Below are 15,054 nucleotides of genomic sequence, written 5' to 3' on the forward strand. Positions count from 1 at the left end.
ACCCCTTTCACTCAGCTTATCAGTCCCGAAAAAGCCATAAAGCTTAACGAGACGATTGAGGCGGCAATAAGCGTTGACGGAATTCCCTTGAAGGTTACCGGTATGTCGGCGGTTTCAAGCCTGGAACGTACTCCTGAAAACAGGATAAGCGCGAGTGAAAAGCCCGCTCCGGCAAATACCGCGTTTACGACTGATTGCAGGAAAGTGTATCCGTTGTCGATATTCAGAAGGGTTACTCCGAGTACGGCGCAGTTAGTAGTTATAAGCGGCAGATAAACCCCTAGAGAATTATAAAGAGGAGGCATTACTTTTTTTAGAGCTATTTCAACTAATTGTACAAAAAGAGCTATTATGAGGATAAACGCAACGGTATTTAAGTATTCAAGCTTATTTGGAACTAAAACATGCCAGTAAACCGGATATGTAATAGCGGTCGCGCAGGTCATTACAAAAATAACCGCCGCCCCCATTCCAAGGCTCGATGAAAGCTTTTTTGAAACGCCGAGAAAGGGACAGATACCCATAAACTTCGACAGCACGAAATTGTCGACAAATACCGCCGATATCATGATAACGAAAATTTCTTTCATTCTTCTCCTCCTTTTCTGCCGGAGCAGCTTGCGGCGTTAGGACAGCCCGCACAGCCTATTTTCTGCGGCGGCTTTCTTCCGGCAAGCTTATTGACAAGCGCAATAATAACGCCGAGCACGAAAAAACCGCCTGCTGACATTATAAATACGGACATAGGCTGGCTGATAAACGGCAATTCGATCCCCATCCATGATCCTGATCCGAAAATTTCTCTTATTGAACCCATTGCAAATAGCGCGAGAGTAAAGCCCAGTCCCATGCCAAGACCGTCAAGAGCCGACGGTATAACCTTATTCTTACAGGCGAACATTTCTGCGCGTCCTAAAATAATGCAATTAACCGTAATAAGATTCAGAAACGTTCCGAGAGCGTCGTAAAGACTTGGTATAAAGCCGTGAAGCAGAAAGCTTATCAGCGTTACAAAGCCTGCTATGATAACTATGTAGCAGGGCAGTTTGACAGCCTTTGGAATTATCCTTTTCAGAAGAGAAATAACTATATTTGAGCCTACCAGAACAAAGGCGGTCGCAAGCCCCATTCCGATTCCGTTTACGGCCTGAGTTGTTACGGCGAGCGTCGGACACATTCCAAGAAGTCCCACAAGGGTAGGGTTTTCCTTTATAAGACCTTTGGTTAATTCTTTAAGATTACCCATTTAAAATTTCCTCCTTGTGTTCGTTATATGCCTTGAGAGCCTGATCGACGGCCGATTTCATACCGTTTGACGAATACGTTGCTCCGGTAATAACGCTGAAATCATAATCCGCTGAGGAAACGCCCTTGAACTGTTCCGTAAAGCTTTTGTCGTCCTGAACCTTGGTTCCGAGACCGGGAGTTTCGTCGATAGACAGAAAGCTTATTCCCTCGACAGCGCCCTGATTGTCGAATCCGATAAGAAGGTGAAGTCCTCCCTTTGCATAGCCGTCGGCAGTTATTTCAAATATTATTCTGCCGTTTTCATCTTTGGTGACAGAATCTATTCCGTCTATACTTAAATCAACAGTCGTGTAATCCGCCTTGCCGAACGTGTCTGAAATGGATTTGCTGAATTTATCCTCCTGCGCCTGAACGATTTTGTCCTTAGTAGCCGCATTTGCCGCGACCAGCAGGGCGCAGACTATTGCCGATATAAGCATAAGGACGAGAGGAGGCATTATCTTTTCTTTCATTTTTCTCCGACCTCCTTTTTAGCTCCGAAGGGTTTAGTCATTGTAAATCTGTCAATATAAGGCGTAACTATATTCATGAGAAGTATTGAGAATGACACTCCCTCCGGGTAGCTGCCGAATTGTCTTATAAGAAACGTTATAAGACCGCAGCCTATTCCAAAAATAAGCTTTCCCTTGCCGGTAATCGGGGTGGTTACATAGTCGGTAGCCATGAAAAACGCTCCGAGGAGAAGTCCTCCGGCAAGCATATTGTAAATTACGTCGTTTCCGGCAACGAGGTCTAAGAGAGCCACGGTTCCGATAAAAGCGACAGGCGTTACGGGCGATATGATTCCTCTTATTATCAGGTAAACGCCGCCGATTATAAGAGCCAGCGCGCAGGTTTCTCCGATACAGCCGCCGACGTTTCCTAAGAATAGATCCTTATAGGAGGCGTCGCCTGTTACAAGGGGAGTTGCGCCGGTAACAATTTTACTGCTGCCGATTTTTACATAATCTGCCGAAACTGAAAGCGTTCCGTCGCTATTGTAGTATTTAGGCAGCGCCCATGTTGTCATATTTGAAGTAAACGACAGCATAAGAACGATTCTGCCCACGATTGCCGGATTGGCAAAATTTTGCCCCAGACCGCCGAAAAGCTGTTTTACTATTACAATTGCCACAAAGCAGCCGATCGTCGCCTGCCAGAACGGCAGCGTAACGGGCAGGTTGAGAGCAAGCAGAATTCCAGTCAAAACGGCGCTCATGTCGCCTATGGTCTGTTCCTTTTTCATTATAATCCGTGTTAATCCCTCAAATAAAACACAGGACAGTATACATAATGCAATAAGCATTATCGCCCTCAGACCGAAATAATAGCCGGCAGAAATAACCGACGGCATAAGCGCCAGAATAACGCACAGCATAACTCTCTGAGTAGACATACTGCCTTTTGCATGAGGCGGAGGGGAGATTTTTAATATATTCAACGTTAGAATCTTCCTTTCTGTCAATTTCTTGGAATGAGCGCCTTAGCGAGCTGATTTGTTTCTGCAAGCTTGCGTCCTGCCGGACAGACGTATGTGCAGCAGCCGCAGTTCATGCATAAGGTAACTTTCAATGCTTTAAGCGTTTCTATGTCCCGTTTTCTGTATGCCTTTTCCATTTCAGCGGGCATTAGCCTGAAAGGACAGGCTCTTATGCACCTGCCGCAGCGAATGCAGTTTGTAACGGTCGGCTGGGAATATTTATTAAAAGCAAGAATAGCGTTAGTACCCTTTACCACGGGAGTTTCCGGATCATAAACGCATGAACCCATCATAGGACCGCCTGCAATCAGCTTGCGGAGCTTTTCCGTATCGCATTGTGCAAAGGAAAGTATCTCTGAAAACGGTGTTCCTATCGGTGCGAAAATATTGCATGGTTTTCCGATAGTGTCCCCGTCTACTGTAATACGGCGTTTTACTATAGGCATGCCGGTTTTAAGATATTGGGATATCTGCGCCGCTGTTGAAACGTTAAGCACTACTGCGCCCGTATCTGACGGGAGCTGTCCTTCTTTAACGATACGTCCCGTTGTATTGTAAATTAATACCTTTTCTGCGCCCTGCGGGTAGCTTGAGGACAGAGACATAACGGATATATTTTTATAAGAGGCGGTTTTTTCAGTAAGTAGACTAATTGCGTCCGGCTTGTTATTTTCTATGCCGATTATTGTTTCTCTGATATTAAGATATTTCATAACGGTAAGTATACCGTTGACTATAGAATCGGGATCCTCGAGCATCTGGCGATGATCAGAGGTTATGTATGGCTCGCATTCAGCGGCGTTTATAATCAGTGTATCGACAGGCGTCTTCGGATTAAGCTTTATATGAGTGGGAAATCCGGCGCCTCCCAGTCCCGTTATACCGCTTTCCCTGAGAGCCTTTATAAATTCCTCTTTAGAGCTTACGGCAGGCGGGGCGATCTCTTCCGAAATTGTCTGTAACCCGTCGGTTTCTATAACGACGGCTTTGCATACGGCTCCGTTTACGAGAGTCGTTTCGGTTATTGATACGACCTTTCCCGAAACGGAAGAGTGGACCGGAACGGACATAAAGGCGTCGGTATCGCCGATTTTCTGCCCAACTGAAACTATATCCCCTGGTTTTACCTGCGGAACGCAGGCCGCGCCCATATTCATGAGCATTGGTATTGTGACCTTCGGCGGCAAGGGAATATCCGATGTCTGTGAGGACGACGTGCCCTTGCGGTGAGATAAACGTATTCCGTTTAGCTTTTTCATTAATTTCCTCCTTGTTTGTTATTGTCCCTTTGCATTGCGTTAAGCAGCAGCTTTAGAACAGCTCCTGTAACGGCTCCGGCAATACATCCGGAAATTATCATGACCGGACTGTAACCGAAAACAGCGGCTGTTTTCATGATTGCAGACGCCGCGCAGAGCTGACCGGCATTATGAGCCAGAGCTCCGGCAATACTTATAAGCATAAGGGAAGCTTCTGTTTTTCTGTAAAGCAGAAGCATTATTATATATGAAAGCGTACCGCCTGAAAGCGACATGAAAAAAGCGGCGACGCCTCTTGTCAATAAAACAAAAACAGATTTTAAAATACATATTGCAAAACCGTATTTCGCACCCTGTTCTGCCATTGAGTACATTACCGGAAGATTTGAAAAACCGGGCTTTACTCCAAGCGGAAGAGGTATCAGGCTTTCCGCAGCGGATATTCCGGCGGACAAAGCCAGAAGAAGTCCGCACAATGCGGTATTTCTGCTTTTCATGGTTATTCCTCCGCTTTAATTTCTATAATAAGTTTTTTCGGCAAACATACAATTTTTTCGCCGACCTTTGAGATATAACCGGTGTTTACGCATATTTTATCGGGACAATCGGCGCTTTTTACTCTTATCCTGCCGTTATTTATTTCAATAACGATACCTTCGGCTTCCTTTAACGTTATATCTCTGCCGCCGGATTCTGTCAGGCTAAGTTTCTCTGCTGTCTTTCCGTTTATTGTTATGACCGCGGTTCTGCCGCTTGGCGAAAAAAGCTTATATCCTGCAAAGCAGATTATTCCCGTTAAAAGGATCATGATTATTATTGCCGCGTCCCGTTTTCTGATAAGCCTTTTAGCGGCCGAACGTTTCATCATAAACCTCGTATTCAAGCCCTTCGCTGATATAGAGCTTTTTATTTTTATCAGCGGCGAATATCTTGAAATTATCTGAATTAAGATATTTTCCGATATTTTCGCTTCCGTCCAAAAATATCATTGTTGAAAGAAAGTCGGATTCAATGCCGCTGTCACAGAATACGGTAACGGTCGTAAGATCTGTTTCCGCAGGATAGCCGGTTTTCGGATCTATGATGTGGCAATAGGTTTTACCGTTAGCTTCGAAGTATCGTTCATAGCCGCCGGAAGTGGATAGAAATCCCTGATTAGTTTTGACCTCGGCGAGGAGTCCTCCTCCGGGATTTGTAATGCTTACGTCAAAGCGGCCGTCTCCGTAAAAAAGGACGGACGAGCCTGTTGATATATAAGTTTTTTTGCAGTCGTTTTCGCTTAAATAGGAAAGACACGCGTCAAGCGCCGCACCCTTGCCAACTGCGCCGAAATCAAGAGCGGCGTTGTTTTTTAAAGTTATATCATTTCCGTTTAGAATTATATTTTCCGTTCCTATAGAAGAAAGCGCGGTCGCAATATCATTTTCCGGCGGGACGGACGGGTTATCGCCGGTTATGTTCCAAAGGTCTGTGAGTCTGCCGATTGTAATATCGGTCAGCCCGCCGTAATCTCTGTTGAGTTCCAGAGTTTTACTGACCGTATTTCTCAGAATACCGGAGGCGTTTATGTAACCGTTTTCGTTAAGAAGAAAGGTTTCGCTTTTTTCATCATTGAAATTAAGTGAATCCTGATAATCTCTGAAAATTTCCGATATATCCTCTGTGATATTGCTGCGGCTGCGGACGGAAACAAGAGTGTCCATCGCAAAAAAGTCTGATTTAAAATCATAATTTTCCTTTTTTTCGGAAAGCGCTTTTTTGGATACGATTAAAACTGAGGCGAAAAATGCTGAAAAAGCGAGGACGGCGGCAGTTATTCCTGCGATTTTTTTAGAAATCATGAAAAACCTCTTTTTTTTTAGTTCTAAAAATGATATAATTAATAACCGGAATGAAAATTCAGCCGTTTTTGTTAAGGCAAGCAATTTTCTCTTCGTTCAATTTTATGAGAGATAAAAGAGAATGAGAATCGGGAAAGTTTTTGGAAAGCTCTGAAACGGTAATTTTCAAGGTGTTTTTTGAACATCGTTTCTTTAAATCGGCGCATTCCTTAGAAATAATGCAGTCGCTTAAAAATTCTGATTCTTCCGACGAGATCCTGAAAGCGTTCATATCATTTTCGGGATTTGAATTGTAAATTATACGGAGCAGCTTATATATACAGGCGTTTATATAACCTGCGGCGTTTTCGGTAGCTCCGTTTTCCTCGCAGAGACTGAGCAGTATATCCTCAGAGTCGTATATCATTTTCCGTATACCGTTTTTATCCGGAGAAATTTCGGAGGAAGAGCTCACCTGCTTTTGCGGAGACGGCGAGCGGCCGAGAAGATAATCGCAGGAAACGTGATAGTAGTCGGCTATTCTTGATAAAAATTCAAGTCCGCATTCTCTGATGCCTTTTTCGTAATGGGATAAAAGCGCCTGTGAAATTCCAAGGTCCGCCGCCGCCTGCTTCTGGCTTATTTTTCTTTCCTTACGTATAAGCGTAATTATCCGAGGAAAATCGGCGTTCATAAACATCCTCCGTTTCTTTTTGAAATTTATAAGTCATATTAAAATTATATAACAGACTGTATAAAAAAGTAAAGATGACATTTATAACATATTTCAGCGTACTTTATGCCGAAATTTGTAGAATCTATTAACGCAGCGAATTTGCGCCGCTTTTTTAGTGCATAATAACCAATATAAAAGGCGGTTGAGTGTCTGCAAAGGGATATTTTATCCTTATAGTAAAAAAGGAGATTGATAAATGAAGGGTTACAGATTAAGCATAGTAAGACACGGTCTTACATCTGCAAACGATTCGGGCGTATACATAGGAAGCAGATCTGATTATTCGCTCTCGCAGAAAGGAATAAGCCAGCTTGTCAATAAAACGGACGAATTTGATTATCCGAAGGTTCAGAGAGTATATTCAAGTCCAATGAAAAGATGTTTGGAAACAGCCGAAATACTTTTTCCTTACAGAGAGGTGCAGATCGTTGAAAATATAACAGAGCTTGATTTCGGCGAATTTGACGGAAAGAGTGTAAACGAGCTTATAGACAGAACGGATTATAAGGAATGGCTCAAAGGCGGAACTGACAAGCGTCCTCCCGGAGGAGAAAGTATGGAGGAGCTTTTGCTTAGGCTTTTCAAAGGAATGCATGAAATAATTACCGATATGATGGACGAGGAGCTTACTCACTGCGCCGTTGTTACTCATTCGGGAATCATAACCAATATGCTTTCCGCTTTCGGTCTTCCGAAGATAAGTCCCAAGGAGCTTGTCTGCGCTCCCGGAGAGGGTTTTGAAATTATAGTTACGGCTAAGATGTGGCAGCAGTCGCAGGCGTTTGAGATACTTGGGAAAATACCCTATTATAAGGAATGATTACATACCGTTTCTGACGGAAATTCAAACGTGTTCGGAGGACTAATATGAAAATATCGGAATACAGGCATATTGCCAGAAAAAATCTAAAGGGCTGTTACTGTGAAGCGTTTATAGTAACCGCGCTTTGTCTTTTCGTATATTTATCGTTTAAGGCTGCGGAGCTTCTGATGGCATATTTTTGGTCCGGATATGCCGGATCTCTGATTTCAGGACTTCTGAAGGCCGCTGTAACGGCGCTTTGCTTTTTGCTGACAACGCCGCTTCTTACCGGCGGTTTCTGGTGGTTTTTTCAGACGGCGTGCGGAGAGGATAACAGAAGTCTGCTGAAGCTTTATTCCGGGTTTCGTCTGAACTGCCGCGCGGCATTGCTTTACGCCGCTATGTGGATAAAAAGCTTTTTTTCTCTTTTTCCGACGGCCTTCTGCTGGACGGCCGCTTATGTTCTGCTTTACGGGAATACAGGTCTTAGCGAATCGTTTACCGTATTTGCGGCGTTTCAGTTTTTTATGCTGGGGATAGTCCTTATAGGACTTTATTTCAGCACGGCGGCTTCGATGGCGCTGGCTCCGTTTATGTTTATCGGCCATCCTGATAAAAATCCGCTTAAAGTGCTGAAAGAATCCTCTGTCTGTATGAAGGGTAAAAAGCTTGAGTTTATAAGGCTTATACTAAGCTTTGTTCCGGCTATGCTTCCCGTGGTTACTATACCCTTCGTGATACCGTCCGCCGTAATGGCGGCGGCGGTATTCGCGCAGAAAAATTCCTATACAGACATATCCGGAAGGGACGGTAATCAATTATGCCGTTAAAAACAGAGCTGAGCTTTATTTCTGAATATAATGCCGTTCTGAAGGATTTTCTTATTCATGACTGCGGGATTTCAAAACGGCTTTTGGCTAAGCTTAAAAGATGTGAAAACGGGATAACTGTAAACGGAGTTCAGTCGAAGGTTACGGTAAAAATAAAACCCGGCGACATAGTCGTTCTCCTTTCCAAAGACAGCGAAGGCTTTTTGGAGGGAAATTCCGAGCTTGACGTGCCTAAGGTTTTTGAAAATGAAAGTTTGGTAGTTTATGACAAACCTGTCGGTATGCCTGTCCATCCGTCGGTAAAGCATCAGGGAGACACTTTAGGAAACTGCTTTTCCGCGGATTATCCCGGCGTCAGATTCAGACCTGTCAACAGACTTGACAGGGATACCTCCGGACTTTGCGCCGCCGCTAAAAACCCGTATGCCGCCGCCGCGCTACAGCGCGGGATTGAAAAAATATATTATGCCGTAATACAGGGAAGTCTTAAAGACAGCGGAACAATTGATCTGCCAATAGCAAGGGAACGTGATTCTATCATCAGGAGAGTTGTCAGGCAGGACGGTCAGAGAGCGGTAACTCATTATAAGGCTATAGCCGGCAACTCTCGATTTACGCTTCTTGAAATAAAGCTTGAAACCGGCAGAACTCATCAGATAAGAGTACATTTTTCTCATATCGGTTATCCTTTAGCCGGCGACAGCCTTTATGGTGGAAGCGCCGAATTTATCCGTTATCAGGCGCTTCACTGCGGCGTTCTTACTTTTAAAGATCCCATGAGCGGCGAATACGTCAGGGTTGAATCCGAGCTTCGGGAAGATATGAAAAAGCTTATATTATAATTAACAGCCGTTAAAAAAGGGCTGAAAGGAGATTATCATGGAAAAAATAGCAAGTTTTCAGGTGGATCACAGAAAAATTAATGTGGGAATGTACATATCAAGAATAGACGGGGATATAGTTACCTATGATCTGAGAATGGTGAAGCCTAACGGGGGAGTTTATCTTAAGACACCGTCCATGCATACGATTGAACATCTTTTTGCTACCTATGCCAGGAGCTCTGAATTTAAAAAGGGCATTATATATGTAGGACCTATGGGCTGCCGTACAGGTTTTTATCTTCTCACAAGAGGACTTGCGCATGAGGCGGCTATTAAGCTTGTCAGGGACGCATATAAATTTATATCTGAATACGACGACAGGATACCGGGCTGTTCCGAGGAGGAATGCGGTAACTATAAGGAACATAATCTGGCAGACGCAAGAAAGGATGTTTTGCCGCTTCTGAACGCGCTGGAAAACTATACTGTCGAAATGCTGGATTATTCCTGGCATATGAAATAAATATTGACATGTATATTTGTGCAGACTGACGAAATATCGTCGACTTCTGGAAAATGTATACAAATCGACTTGCATTTTATTGTTTACTTGTTATAATAGCTTTGTAATGTTACTGAATTGTAACAATTGTAATTTTTTGTTACTGGTATCGAAAGGAGCTGTTATTATGAATCAGAAACGTCTTAATCAGGATATTGAGTACAAAGACGTTTGCCTGAAAGAAAACAATAAAAAGCGTCAGAAAAGAATATATGCATTTCTCATGAACTGCGCCGCACCGCTGCTGACTGTCATATTCCTTGCGGGAAGCGTTTGCTGGGCTGCTGAAATGCAGTACGGAGATTCAGTAGAATACGATAGCAATCCGGAAGCCGCGGCTGTGCTTTCTCCCAGAGGAGTTGTTGAAGGCGAAACCGGATTTGTTGAAACCAGACTTCCCGAAAGCGGAATAGCCGTAACTGAAAACATCGGCGCCGAACTGGTGGAGGCGTGCGGAGTATATATAGACGACGAATTTATCGGAGCGGTAGTCAGCCGGGATCATATAGAAGAGGAATTGGATCTTCTGCTTGAGGATTACCGCGAGGATGAAAATATAATTGAAGCTGATTACGCTGTTGAAACTGATCTCAAGCAGGGAGTATACCGTTCGGCCGCTCTAGTTTCTATGGAGGATATGACCGACTACCTTACCGGTGAAAAGGAGGTTGTTAAGGAGTATACTGCCGATGACGGCGATACCGCGGAAAAGCTTGCAGAAGACTTTGATATGTCGGTAGAGGATATAAAGGAGCTTAATCCGGAAATAGAAGACGGTTCTGAAGATCTGAAAGAAGGAGAATCTGTAAGAGTCAAGGAAACGGTGTCGGTTCTTCCGGTCAAGTATACCTGCGAGGTAACAGAAGAAGAAGAGCTTGATTATGAGATCCTTATGGCGGGAGGCTTTTACAGCGGAGACGACGCTGTAAAAGAAACCGGTGAAAAGGGAAAGCGGATAAGCCGTTACGAGGTGACTTATATAGACGGTGTAGAAGTTTCAAGAAAGCTTAAAGAGTCTGAAACGATACTTGAGCCGGTCGTTGAAACGTTTGAGGCGGAAGTCGACGATGAAGGCCTCTATACCGAGAGCATACCTGTTACCGCTTCTGAAGCTGCTACAGGCTCTTTTATCTGGCCGGTAAACGGCGGATATGTCAGCGATCCCTTCATGAGCGACAGAAGTCACAAGGGAATGGATATTGCCGCGGACAGCGGAACAGACATATATGCCGCGGACGGCGGAACGGTTATTGACGCAGGCTGGAACGACGGAGGATACGGAAACTATGTTATGATCGATCACGGAAACGGCTATGTTACACTTTACGGTCATGCAAGCGAGGTTTATGTTTCCGCCGGAGATATTGTTTCCGCGGGAGACGTTATTGCCGCTGTGGGAACAACCGGAGATTCAACCGGGAATCATTGTCATTTCGAAATAAGATATGACGGAGGCTATCTAAATCCGGCGTCATTTATCGGAGGATAGATATATAATTAATTAATTTAATTCGTTCACAAAAAGTTTACAATTTCAGTTACAAACCACTATTGCATTCATTTTGCGTTTATGGTATAATATACAAGCGTGATTGCAACAGATATGCGGTGAAGCGAAAGGTTGCCGGCGGTATGCCGGGTAATTTTCGTGGAGTATGTCCGATTTTAAACCGGGCGACTGAAATACTTGAGCACAGTTAGTGTCATTCTTAAAGCTTAAATAAGCTATAAGTCTGTAATTGTGTCCTGATAACAGTAACCCGAATCCGCATGGATTTCGGGTTTTTTTATTGTTAAGAGCAGGAAACACACGGGAGCGTGTGGTATTTCAATTCCGGCCCCCAATAATTACGACCTAAGGAGGCGAAAAAAAGTGGCAGTCAACGAAAAGATCAGAATTAAGATCAAGGGTTATGAACACGCTAAGGTGGACGCAGCCGCAGCAAAAATTGTCGAGGCGGCAAAGAGAAGCGGCGCAAGGGTATCAGGTCCTATTCCGCTCCCTACAAACAAAGAGGTTATAACAATCCTCAGAGCAGTTCACAAATACAAGGACAGCCGTGAGCAGTTTGAGATGAGAACGCATAAGAGACTTATTGATGTTATCAGACCGACAGCTAAGACTACGGACGCTCTTCAGAAGCTGGAAATTCCGGCAGGCGTGGACATCGTTATGGAGCTTAAGTAATAAGCTTGCAAAAGCCCCTGATTCCGCAGAAAAACCGATGCGGAATGTGATGGCAAAAGCCATCGGTCATGTTGACGGAAGGGTCAACCAATAACCTAACAGGAGGAAAAATACATGAAAAAAGGTATTATCGGCAAGAAAATCGGTATGACGCAGATTTTCGACGAATCAGGAAAAGTTATTCCCGTAACAGTTGTTGAAGCCGGTCCTTGTGTTGTTGTTCAGAAGAAAACTGTTGAAAACGACGGTTACGCTGCTGTTCAGCTCGGATTCGGCGATGAAAAGGCTACGAGAGTGAACAAGCCGATTAAGGGACACTTCGACAAGGCGGACGCCGCCTATAAGAAGAACCTAAAGGAATTCAGACTTGAAGACTGCGAGTCAGTAAACGTGGGAGATATTCTCAAGGCTGATACGTTCGCCCCAGGCGATATGGTAGACGTCAGCGGAACAAGCAAGGGTAAAGGATTCCAGGGTACAATCAAGCGTCACAACAATTCAAGACTCAAGGAGACTCACGGTTCGGGTCCTGTTCACAGACATGCCGGATCAATGGGCGCATGCTCTTCCCCTTCAAGAATCTTCAAGGGCAAGGGAATGCCGGGACAGATGGGTAACGAAAAGGTTACTGTACAGAATCTTGAAATCGTAAAGGTTGACGCAGAAAATAATCTTATCGCGCTCAAGGGCGCAATTCCAGGTCCTAAGGGCGGAATTGTTTCCATAGTAGACAGTGTTAAGGCTTAAGGAAGGAGGAAGCATATATGTCAAAGGTTTCAGTTTTTGATATGGCGGGAAATCAGGTTGCAGAAACGGAGCTTTCCGACGCCGTATTCGGTATCGAACCAAACGAGGCTGTAATGCACGCTTCAGTTGTAAACTACCTTGCTAATCAGCGTCAGGGCACACAGTCCACACTGACACGTACGGAAGTTCGCGGCGGCGGCAGAAAGCCATGGAGACAGAAGGGTACCGGTCATGCAAGACAGGGTTCAATCCGTGCTCCTCAGTGGGTTCACGGCGGTATCGCTTTAGGCCCGAAGCCAAGAAGCTACAGATATACGCTTAATAAGAAGGTAAGAAGACTTGCTATGAAATCCGCTCTGTCTTCAAAGGTCAAGGAAGAAAATATTATTGTTCTGGACGCTTTGAACATGGACGGTTACAAAACTAAGACTATCGTTGAAATGCTCAAGTCGCTAAACGTTGACGGCAAGGCTCTCATTGTAACGGCTGAGGCGGATCAGAAGGTAGTAAAGAGCGCCGCTAATATACCAGGCGTTAAGACAGCCGCAGTAAACACTCTTAATGTTTACGACATTCTTAATCATGATAAGTTTATCGTTGTCAAGAACGCTGTCGGATTAATCGAGGAGGTGTACGCATAATGAAAGCACCGCAGGATATCATCCTCAGGCCGATCATAACCGAAAGAAGCATAGACATGCTTCCGAGCGGAAAATACACTTTCAAGGTTGCTAAGGATGCAAACAAGGTTGAGATAGCAAAGGCAGTAGAGCAGCTTTTCAGCGTTGAGGTGACTAAGGTCAACACAATGAACTGCAAGGGACGCGCAAAACGCGTAGGCAGATTTGAAGGCAAGAAGCCTGACTGGAAAAAGGCTATCGTTACAATAAATCAGGAACCTGATGACAAGAAGACCAAGTCATCTATCGAGTTCTTTGACGGCTTGTATTAATAGCTGTACAAGCTGAAAGGTATGGGAGTGATGCTCCCGCAAACAACGCATTTTAAGGAGTGAAAACAATGGCTATAAAAACCTACAAACCGACAACTCCTTCACGTCGTCAGATGACTTGTACTGACTATTCGGAATTGTCAAAGGTTGCTCCGGAGAAGAGTCTGCTCGAGCCTTTAAAGAAGAAATCAGGCAGAAACAGCTACGGAAGAATTACAGTCCGCCACAGAGGAGGCGGTTCAAGAAGAAAATATCGCGTTATTGATTTCAAGCGCGATAAGGATAATATGAACGCGACAGTTATGACTTTGGAATATGATCCTAATCGTTCCGCATTTATCGCTCTCGTTCAGTATGAGGACGGCGAGAAGAGATATATACTGGCTCCTAACGGCCTGAAGGTCGGAGATACGGTATGCTCAGGTCCGGACGCTGACATAAAGGCGGGAAACGCTCTTGAGATGGCTAATATTCCAGTGGGTACGTTTATTCACGCTATTGAGCTTTATCCGGGAAAAGGAGCGCAGATGGTGCGTTCGGCAGGCAATATGGGTCAGCTCATGGCTAAGGAAGGCAAATACGCGCTCGTAAGGCTTCCTTCTGGAGAACTCAGAAACGTACCGATTAACTGCAAAGCAACAATCGGACAGGTAAGCAATATCGACCATGAAAACGTAAATCTCGGTAAAGCCGGAAGAACACGTCATTTGGGTATCAGACCTACAGTCCGCGGTTCCGTTATGAACCCATGCGATCATCCGCACGGCGGCGGCGAGGGAAAATCTCCAATCGGACGTCCGGGACCTGTTACTCCTTGGGGCAAGCCGGCGCTCGGCTATAAAACCCGTAAGAAGCATAACCGTTCTGATAAGTTTATTGTAAAACGCAGAAACGGCAAATAAGCTGAAAGGAGGAACTGATTAATGAGCAGAAGCATTAAAAAGGGCCCTTTCGTTCAGGAGGCTCTTTATAAAAAGGTCGTGGCTATGAACGAAGCAGGCGAAAAGAAGGTTCTCAAAACCTGGAGCAGAACCTCAACTATTTTCCCTGAATTTGTCGGTCACACATTTGCAGTTCATGACGGACGCAAGCACGTTCCGGTTTATGTTACGGAAGATATGGTAGGTCATAAGCTCGGAGAGTTTGCCCCTACCAGAACATATAGGGGACACGCCGGTTCTAAGACTACTAATAACGGCAAGAAATAGCGGAAGGAGGAATTCAAATGGAAGCTAGAGCATATCTGAGAAACGCTCGAATCGCACCAAGAAAGGTTCAGGTTGTTCTTGATCTTATCAGAAATAAGCCTGTTGACGTTGCACTTGCTACTCTCAATTATACACCAAAGGCTGCATGTGAAATACTTGAAAAGCTTTTGAAATCCGCTATTGCAAACGCAGAAAACAATCACAGCATGAATAAGGACGACCTTTATGTTGCGGAGTGTTTTGTTTGCCCGGGTCCGATAATGAAGAGAATCATGCCAAGAGCACAGGGCAGAGCATATAGAATTTTGAAGAGAACATCACATGTTACAATTGTTCTTAAAGAAAAAGAATAATCCCAA

Annotated in this window: 21 protein-coding genes; 12 read left to right on the plus strand and 9 right to left on the minus strand. The window is 44.5% G+C overall.

Features of this window, described 5'->3' with window-relative positions; translation table 11 throughout:
- Positions 1-11 precede the first annotated feature (11 nt).
- Genes ACYQ0N_RS01125 through ACYQ0N_RS01165 form a run of 9 tightly spaced genes read right to left on the minus strand, consistent with a single transcriptional unit; the run spans position 12 to position 6,540 of the window.
- The gene (locus ACYQ0N_RS01125) at positions 12-590 is read right to left on the minus strand and encodes an electron transport complex protein RnfA (RefSeq protein WP_460161641.1); all 579 of its coding nucleotides are present in this window, start codon (positions 588-590) and stop codon (positions 12-14) included.
- Entirely contained in the window at positions 587-1,246 is a 660-nt protein-coding gene (locus ACYQ0N_RS01130) for an RnfABCDGE type electron transport complex subunit E (RefSeq protein ID WP_460161642.1), read from the minus strand. Before ACYQ0N_RS01130 ends, ACYQ0N_RS01125 begins: the two co-directional genes overlap by 4 nt.
- A complete protein-coding gene (locus tag ACYQ0N_RS01135; RefSeq protein ID WP_460161643.1) occupies positions 1,239-1,760 on the minus strand; it encodes an FMN-binding protein in 522 nt (173 codons plus the stop codon). The genes ACYQ0N_RS01130 and ACYQ0N_RS01135 overlap by 8 nt, the downstream gene beginning before the upstream one ends.
- Positions 1,757-2,728: an RnfABCDGE type electron transport complex subunit D gene (locus tag ACYQ0N_RS01140; protein WP_460161644.1), complete on the minus strand. Its 972-nt coding sequence runs from the start codon at positions 2,726-2,728 to the stop codon at positions 1,757-1,759. Before ACYQ0N_RS01140 ends, ACYQ0N_RS01135 begins: the two co-directional genes overlap by 4 nt.
- Positions 2,729-2,748: 20 nt before the next feature.
- Positions 2,749-4,026 carry an electron transport complex subunit RsxC gene (gene rsxC, locus ACYQ0N_RS01145; RefSeq protein ID WP_460161645.1) on the minus strand — a complete coding sequence of 426 codons (1,278 nt, stop codon included), beginning with the start codon at positions 4,024-4,026 and terminating at the stop codon, positions 2,749-2,751.
- The gene (locus tag ACYQ0N_RS01150) at positions 4,026-4,523 is read right to left on the minus strand and encodes a Gx transporter family protein (protein ID WP_177532286.1); all 498 of its coding nucleotides are present in this window, start codon (positions 4,521-4,523) and stop codon (positions 4,026-4,028) included. Before ACYQ0N_RS01150 ends, rsxC begins: the two co-directional genes overlap by 1 nt.
- Before the next feature lie 2 nt (positions 4,524-4,525).
- Positions 4,526-4,891: a NusG domain II-containing protein gene (locus ACYQ0N_RS01155; protein ID WP_177532287.1), complete on the minus strand. Its 366-nt coding sequence runs from the start codon at positions 4,889-4,891 to the stop codon at positions 4,526-4,528.
- Positions 4,872-5,867, minus strand: coding sequence for an FAD:protein FMN transferase (locus ACYQ0N_RS01160; RefSeq protein ID WP_177532288.1), 996 nt, complete (start codon positions 5,865-5,867; stop codon positions 4,872-4,874). Before ACYQ0N_RS01160 ends, ACYQ0N_RS01155 begins: the two co-directional genes overlap by 20 nt.
- Before the next feature lie 58 nt (positions 5,868-5,925).
- Positions 5,926-6,540: a helix-turn-helix domain-containing protein gene (locus tag ACYQ0N_RS01165; RefSeq protein WP_177532289.1), complete on the minus strand. Its 615-nt coding sequence runs from the start codon at positions 6,538-6,540 to the stop codon at positions 5,926-5,928.
- 238 nt (positions 6,541-6,778) lie between these two features.
- On the opposite strand from ACYQ0N_RS01165, the gene ACYQ0N_RS01170 reads away from it, so the two are divergent.
- The 12 genes from ACYQ0N_RS01170 (at position 6,779) to rplV (ending at position 15,048) form a co-directional block, all read left to right on the plus strand.
- Positions 6,779-7,402 (plus strand): histidine phosphatase family protein, encoded by a 624-nt coding sequence (locus ACYQ0N_RS01170; RefSeq protein ID WP_177532290.1) that lies wholly within the window; start codon positions 6,779-6,781, stop codon positions 7,400-7,402.
- Positions 7,403-7,449: 47 nt separating this feature from the next.
- The gene (locus ACYQ0N_RS01175) at positions 7,450-8,214 is read left to right on the plus strand and encodes a DUF975 family protein (protein ID WP_177532291.1); all 765 of its coding nucleotides are present in this window, start codon (positions 7,450-7,452) and stop codon (positions 8,212-8,214) included.
- Positions 8,205-9,056, plus strand: a complete 852-nt coding sequence (locus ACYQ0N_RS01180) for an RluA family pseudouridine synthase (RefSeq protein ID WP_177532292.1) — start codon at positions 8,205-8,207, stop codon at positions 9,054-9,056. Before ACYQ0N_RS01175 ends, ACYQ0N_RS01180 begins: the two co-directional genes overlap by 10 nt.
- Positions 9,057-9,093: 37 nt before the next feature.
- Positions 9,094-9,561 (plus strand): S-ribosylhomocysteine lyase, encoded by a 468-nt coding sequence (locus tag ACYQ0N_RS01185; protein ID WP_177532293.1) that lies wholly within the window; start codon positions 9,094-9,096, stop codon positions 9,559-9,561.
- Positions 9,562-9,727: 166 nt separating this feature from the next.
- Positions 9,728-11,089, plus strand: a complete 1,362-nt coding sequence (locus tag ACYQ0N_RS01190) for a peptidoglycan DD-metalloendopeptidase family protein (RefSeq protein WP_460161646.1) — start codon at positions 9,728-9,730, stop codon at positions 11,087-11,089.
- Positions 11,090-11,473: 384 nt separating this feature from the next.
- Positions 11,474-11,788, plus strand: coding sequence for a 30S ribosomal protein S10 (rpsJ, locus tag ACYQ0N_RS01195; protein WP_177532295.1), 315 nt, complete (start codon positions 11,474-11,476; stop codon positions 11,786-11,788).
- A 114-nt stretch (positions 11,789-11,902) separates the two neighbouring features.
- A complete protein-coding gene (gene rplC, locus ACYQ0N_RS01200; RefSeq protein WP_177532296.1) occupies positions 11,903-12,535 on the plus strand; it encodes a 50S ribosomal protein L3 in 633 nt (210 codons plus the stop codon).
- Positions 12,536-12,552: 17 nt separating this feature from the next.
- A complete protein-coding gene (rplD, locus tag ACYQ0N_RS01205) occupies positions 12,553-13,176 on the plus strand; it encodes a 50S ribosomal protein L4 (RefSeq protein ID WP_177532297.1) in 624 nt (207 codons plus the stop codon).
- On the plus strand, positions 13,176-13,487 hold the full coding sequence (rplW, locus tag ACYQ0N_RS01210; RefSeq protein WP_177532298.1) for a 50S ribosomal protein L23: 312 nt from the start codon (positions 13,176-13,178) through the stop codon (positions 13,485-13,487). The genes rplD and rplW overlap by 1 nt, the downstream gene beginning before the upstream one ends.
- Positions 13,488-13,555: 68 nt before the next feature.
- Positions 13,556-14,389, plus strand: coding sequence for a 50S ribosomal protein L2 (gene rplB / locus ACYQ0N_RS01215; protein ID WP_177532299.1), 834 nt, complete (start codon positions 13,556-13,558; stop codon positions 14,387-14,389).
- A 21-nt stretch (positions 14,390-14,410) separates the two neighbouring features.
- Positions 14,411-14,695, plus strand: a complete 285-nt coding sequence (gene rpsS / locus ACYQ0N_RS01220; RefSeq protein ID WP_177532300.1) for a 30S ribosomal protein S19 — start codon at positions 14,411-14,413, stop codon at positions 14,693-14,695.
- 17 nt (positions 14,696-14,712) lie between these two features.
- Positions 14,713-15,048 (plus strand): 50S ribosomal protein L22, encoded by a 336-nt coding sequence (rplV, locus tag ACYQ0N_RS01225; protein WP_177532301.1) that lies wholly within the window; start codon positions 14,713-14,715, stop codon positions 15,046-15,048.
- Positions 15,049-15,054: the final 6 nt, after the last annotated feature.

This window comes from Ruminococcus sporogenes, from assembly GCF_054655175.1.

Excerpts from the sequence above, each read along its gene's own strand:
- ACYQ0N_RS01170 (WP_177532290.1), top strand. The coding sequence starts at position 6,779 with ATGAAGGGTTACAGATTAAGCATAGTAAGACACGGTCTTACATCTGCA.
- rpsS (WP_177532300.1), top strand. The coding sequence starts at position 14,411 with ATGAGCAGAAGCATTAAAAAGGGCCCTTTCGTTCAGGAGGCTCTTTAT.
- ACYQ0N_RS01185 (WP_177532293.1), top strand. The coding sequence starts at position 9,094 with ATGGAAAAAATAGCAAGTTTTCAGGTGGATCACAGAAAAATTAATGTG.
- ACYQ0N_RS01165 (WP_177532289.1), bottom strand. The coding sequence starts at position 6,540 with ATGAACGCCGATTTTCCTCGGATAATTACGCTTATACGTAAGGAAAGA.
- ACYQ0N_RS01130 (WP_460161642.1), bottom strand. The coding sequence starts at position 1,246 with ATGGGTAATCTTAAAGAATTAACCAAAGGTCTTATAAAGGAAAACCCT.
- rplD (WP_177532297.1), top strand. The coding sequence starts at position 12,553 with ATGTCAAAGGTTTCAGTTTTTGATATGGCGGGAAATCAGGTTGCAGAA.
- ACYQ0N_RS01160 (WP_177532288.1), bottom strand. The coding sequence starts at position 5,867 with ATGATTTCTAAAAAAATCGCAGGAATAACTGCCGCCGTCCTCGCTTTT.
- rplV (WP_177532301.1), top strand. The coding sequence starts at position 14,713 with ATGGAAGCTAGAGCATATCTGAGAAACGCTCGAATCGCACCAAGAAAG.
- ACYQ0N_RS01190 (WP_460161646.1), top strand. The coding sequence starts at position 9,728 with ATGAATCAGAAACGTCTTAATCAGGATATTGAGTACAAAGACGTTTGC.
- rplC (WP_177532296.1), top strand. The coding sequence starts at position 11,903 with ATGAAAAAAGGTATTATCGGCAAGAAAATCGGTATGACGCAGATTTTC.
- ACYQ0N_RS01135 (WP_460161643.1), bottom strand. The coding sequence starts at position 1,760 with ATGAAAGAAAAGATAATGCCTCCTCTCGTCCTTATGCTTATATCGGCA.
- ACYQ0N_RS01150 (WP_177532286.1), bottom strand. The coding sequence starts at position 4,523 with ATGAAAAGCAGAAATACCGCATTGTGCGGACTTCTTCTGGCTTTGTCC.
- ACYQ0N_RS01125 (WP_460161641.1), bottom strand. The coding sequence starts at position 590 with ATGAAAGAAATTTTCGTTATCATGATATCGGCGGTATTTGTCGACAAT.
- ACYQ0N_RS01175 (WP_177532291.1), top strand. The coding sequence starts at position 7,450 with ATGAAAATATCGGAATACAGGCATATTGCCAGAAAAAATCTAAAGGGC.
- rplB (WP_177532299.1), top strand. The coding sequence starts at position 13,556 with ATGGCTATAAAAACCTACAAACCGACAACTCCTTCACGTCGTCAGATG.
- rplW (WP_177532298.1), top strand. The coding sequence starts at position 13,176 with ATGAAAGCACCGCAGGATATCATCCTCAGGCCGATCATAACCGAAAGA.
- rsxC (WP_460161645.1), bottom strand. The coding sequence starts at position 4,026 with ATGAAAAAGCTAAACGGAATACGTTTATCTCACCGCAAGGGCACGTCG.
- ACYQ0N_RS01155 (WP_177532287.1), bottom strand. The coding sequence starts at position 4,891 with ATGAAACGTTCGGCCGCTAAAAGGCTTATCAGAAAACGGGACGCGGCA.
- ACYQ0N_RS01180 (WP_177532292.1), top strand. The coding sequence starts at position 8,205 with ATGCCGTTAAAAACAGAGCTGAGCTTTATTTCTGAATATAATGCCGTT.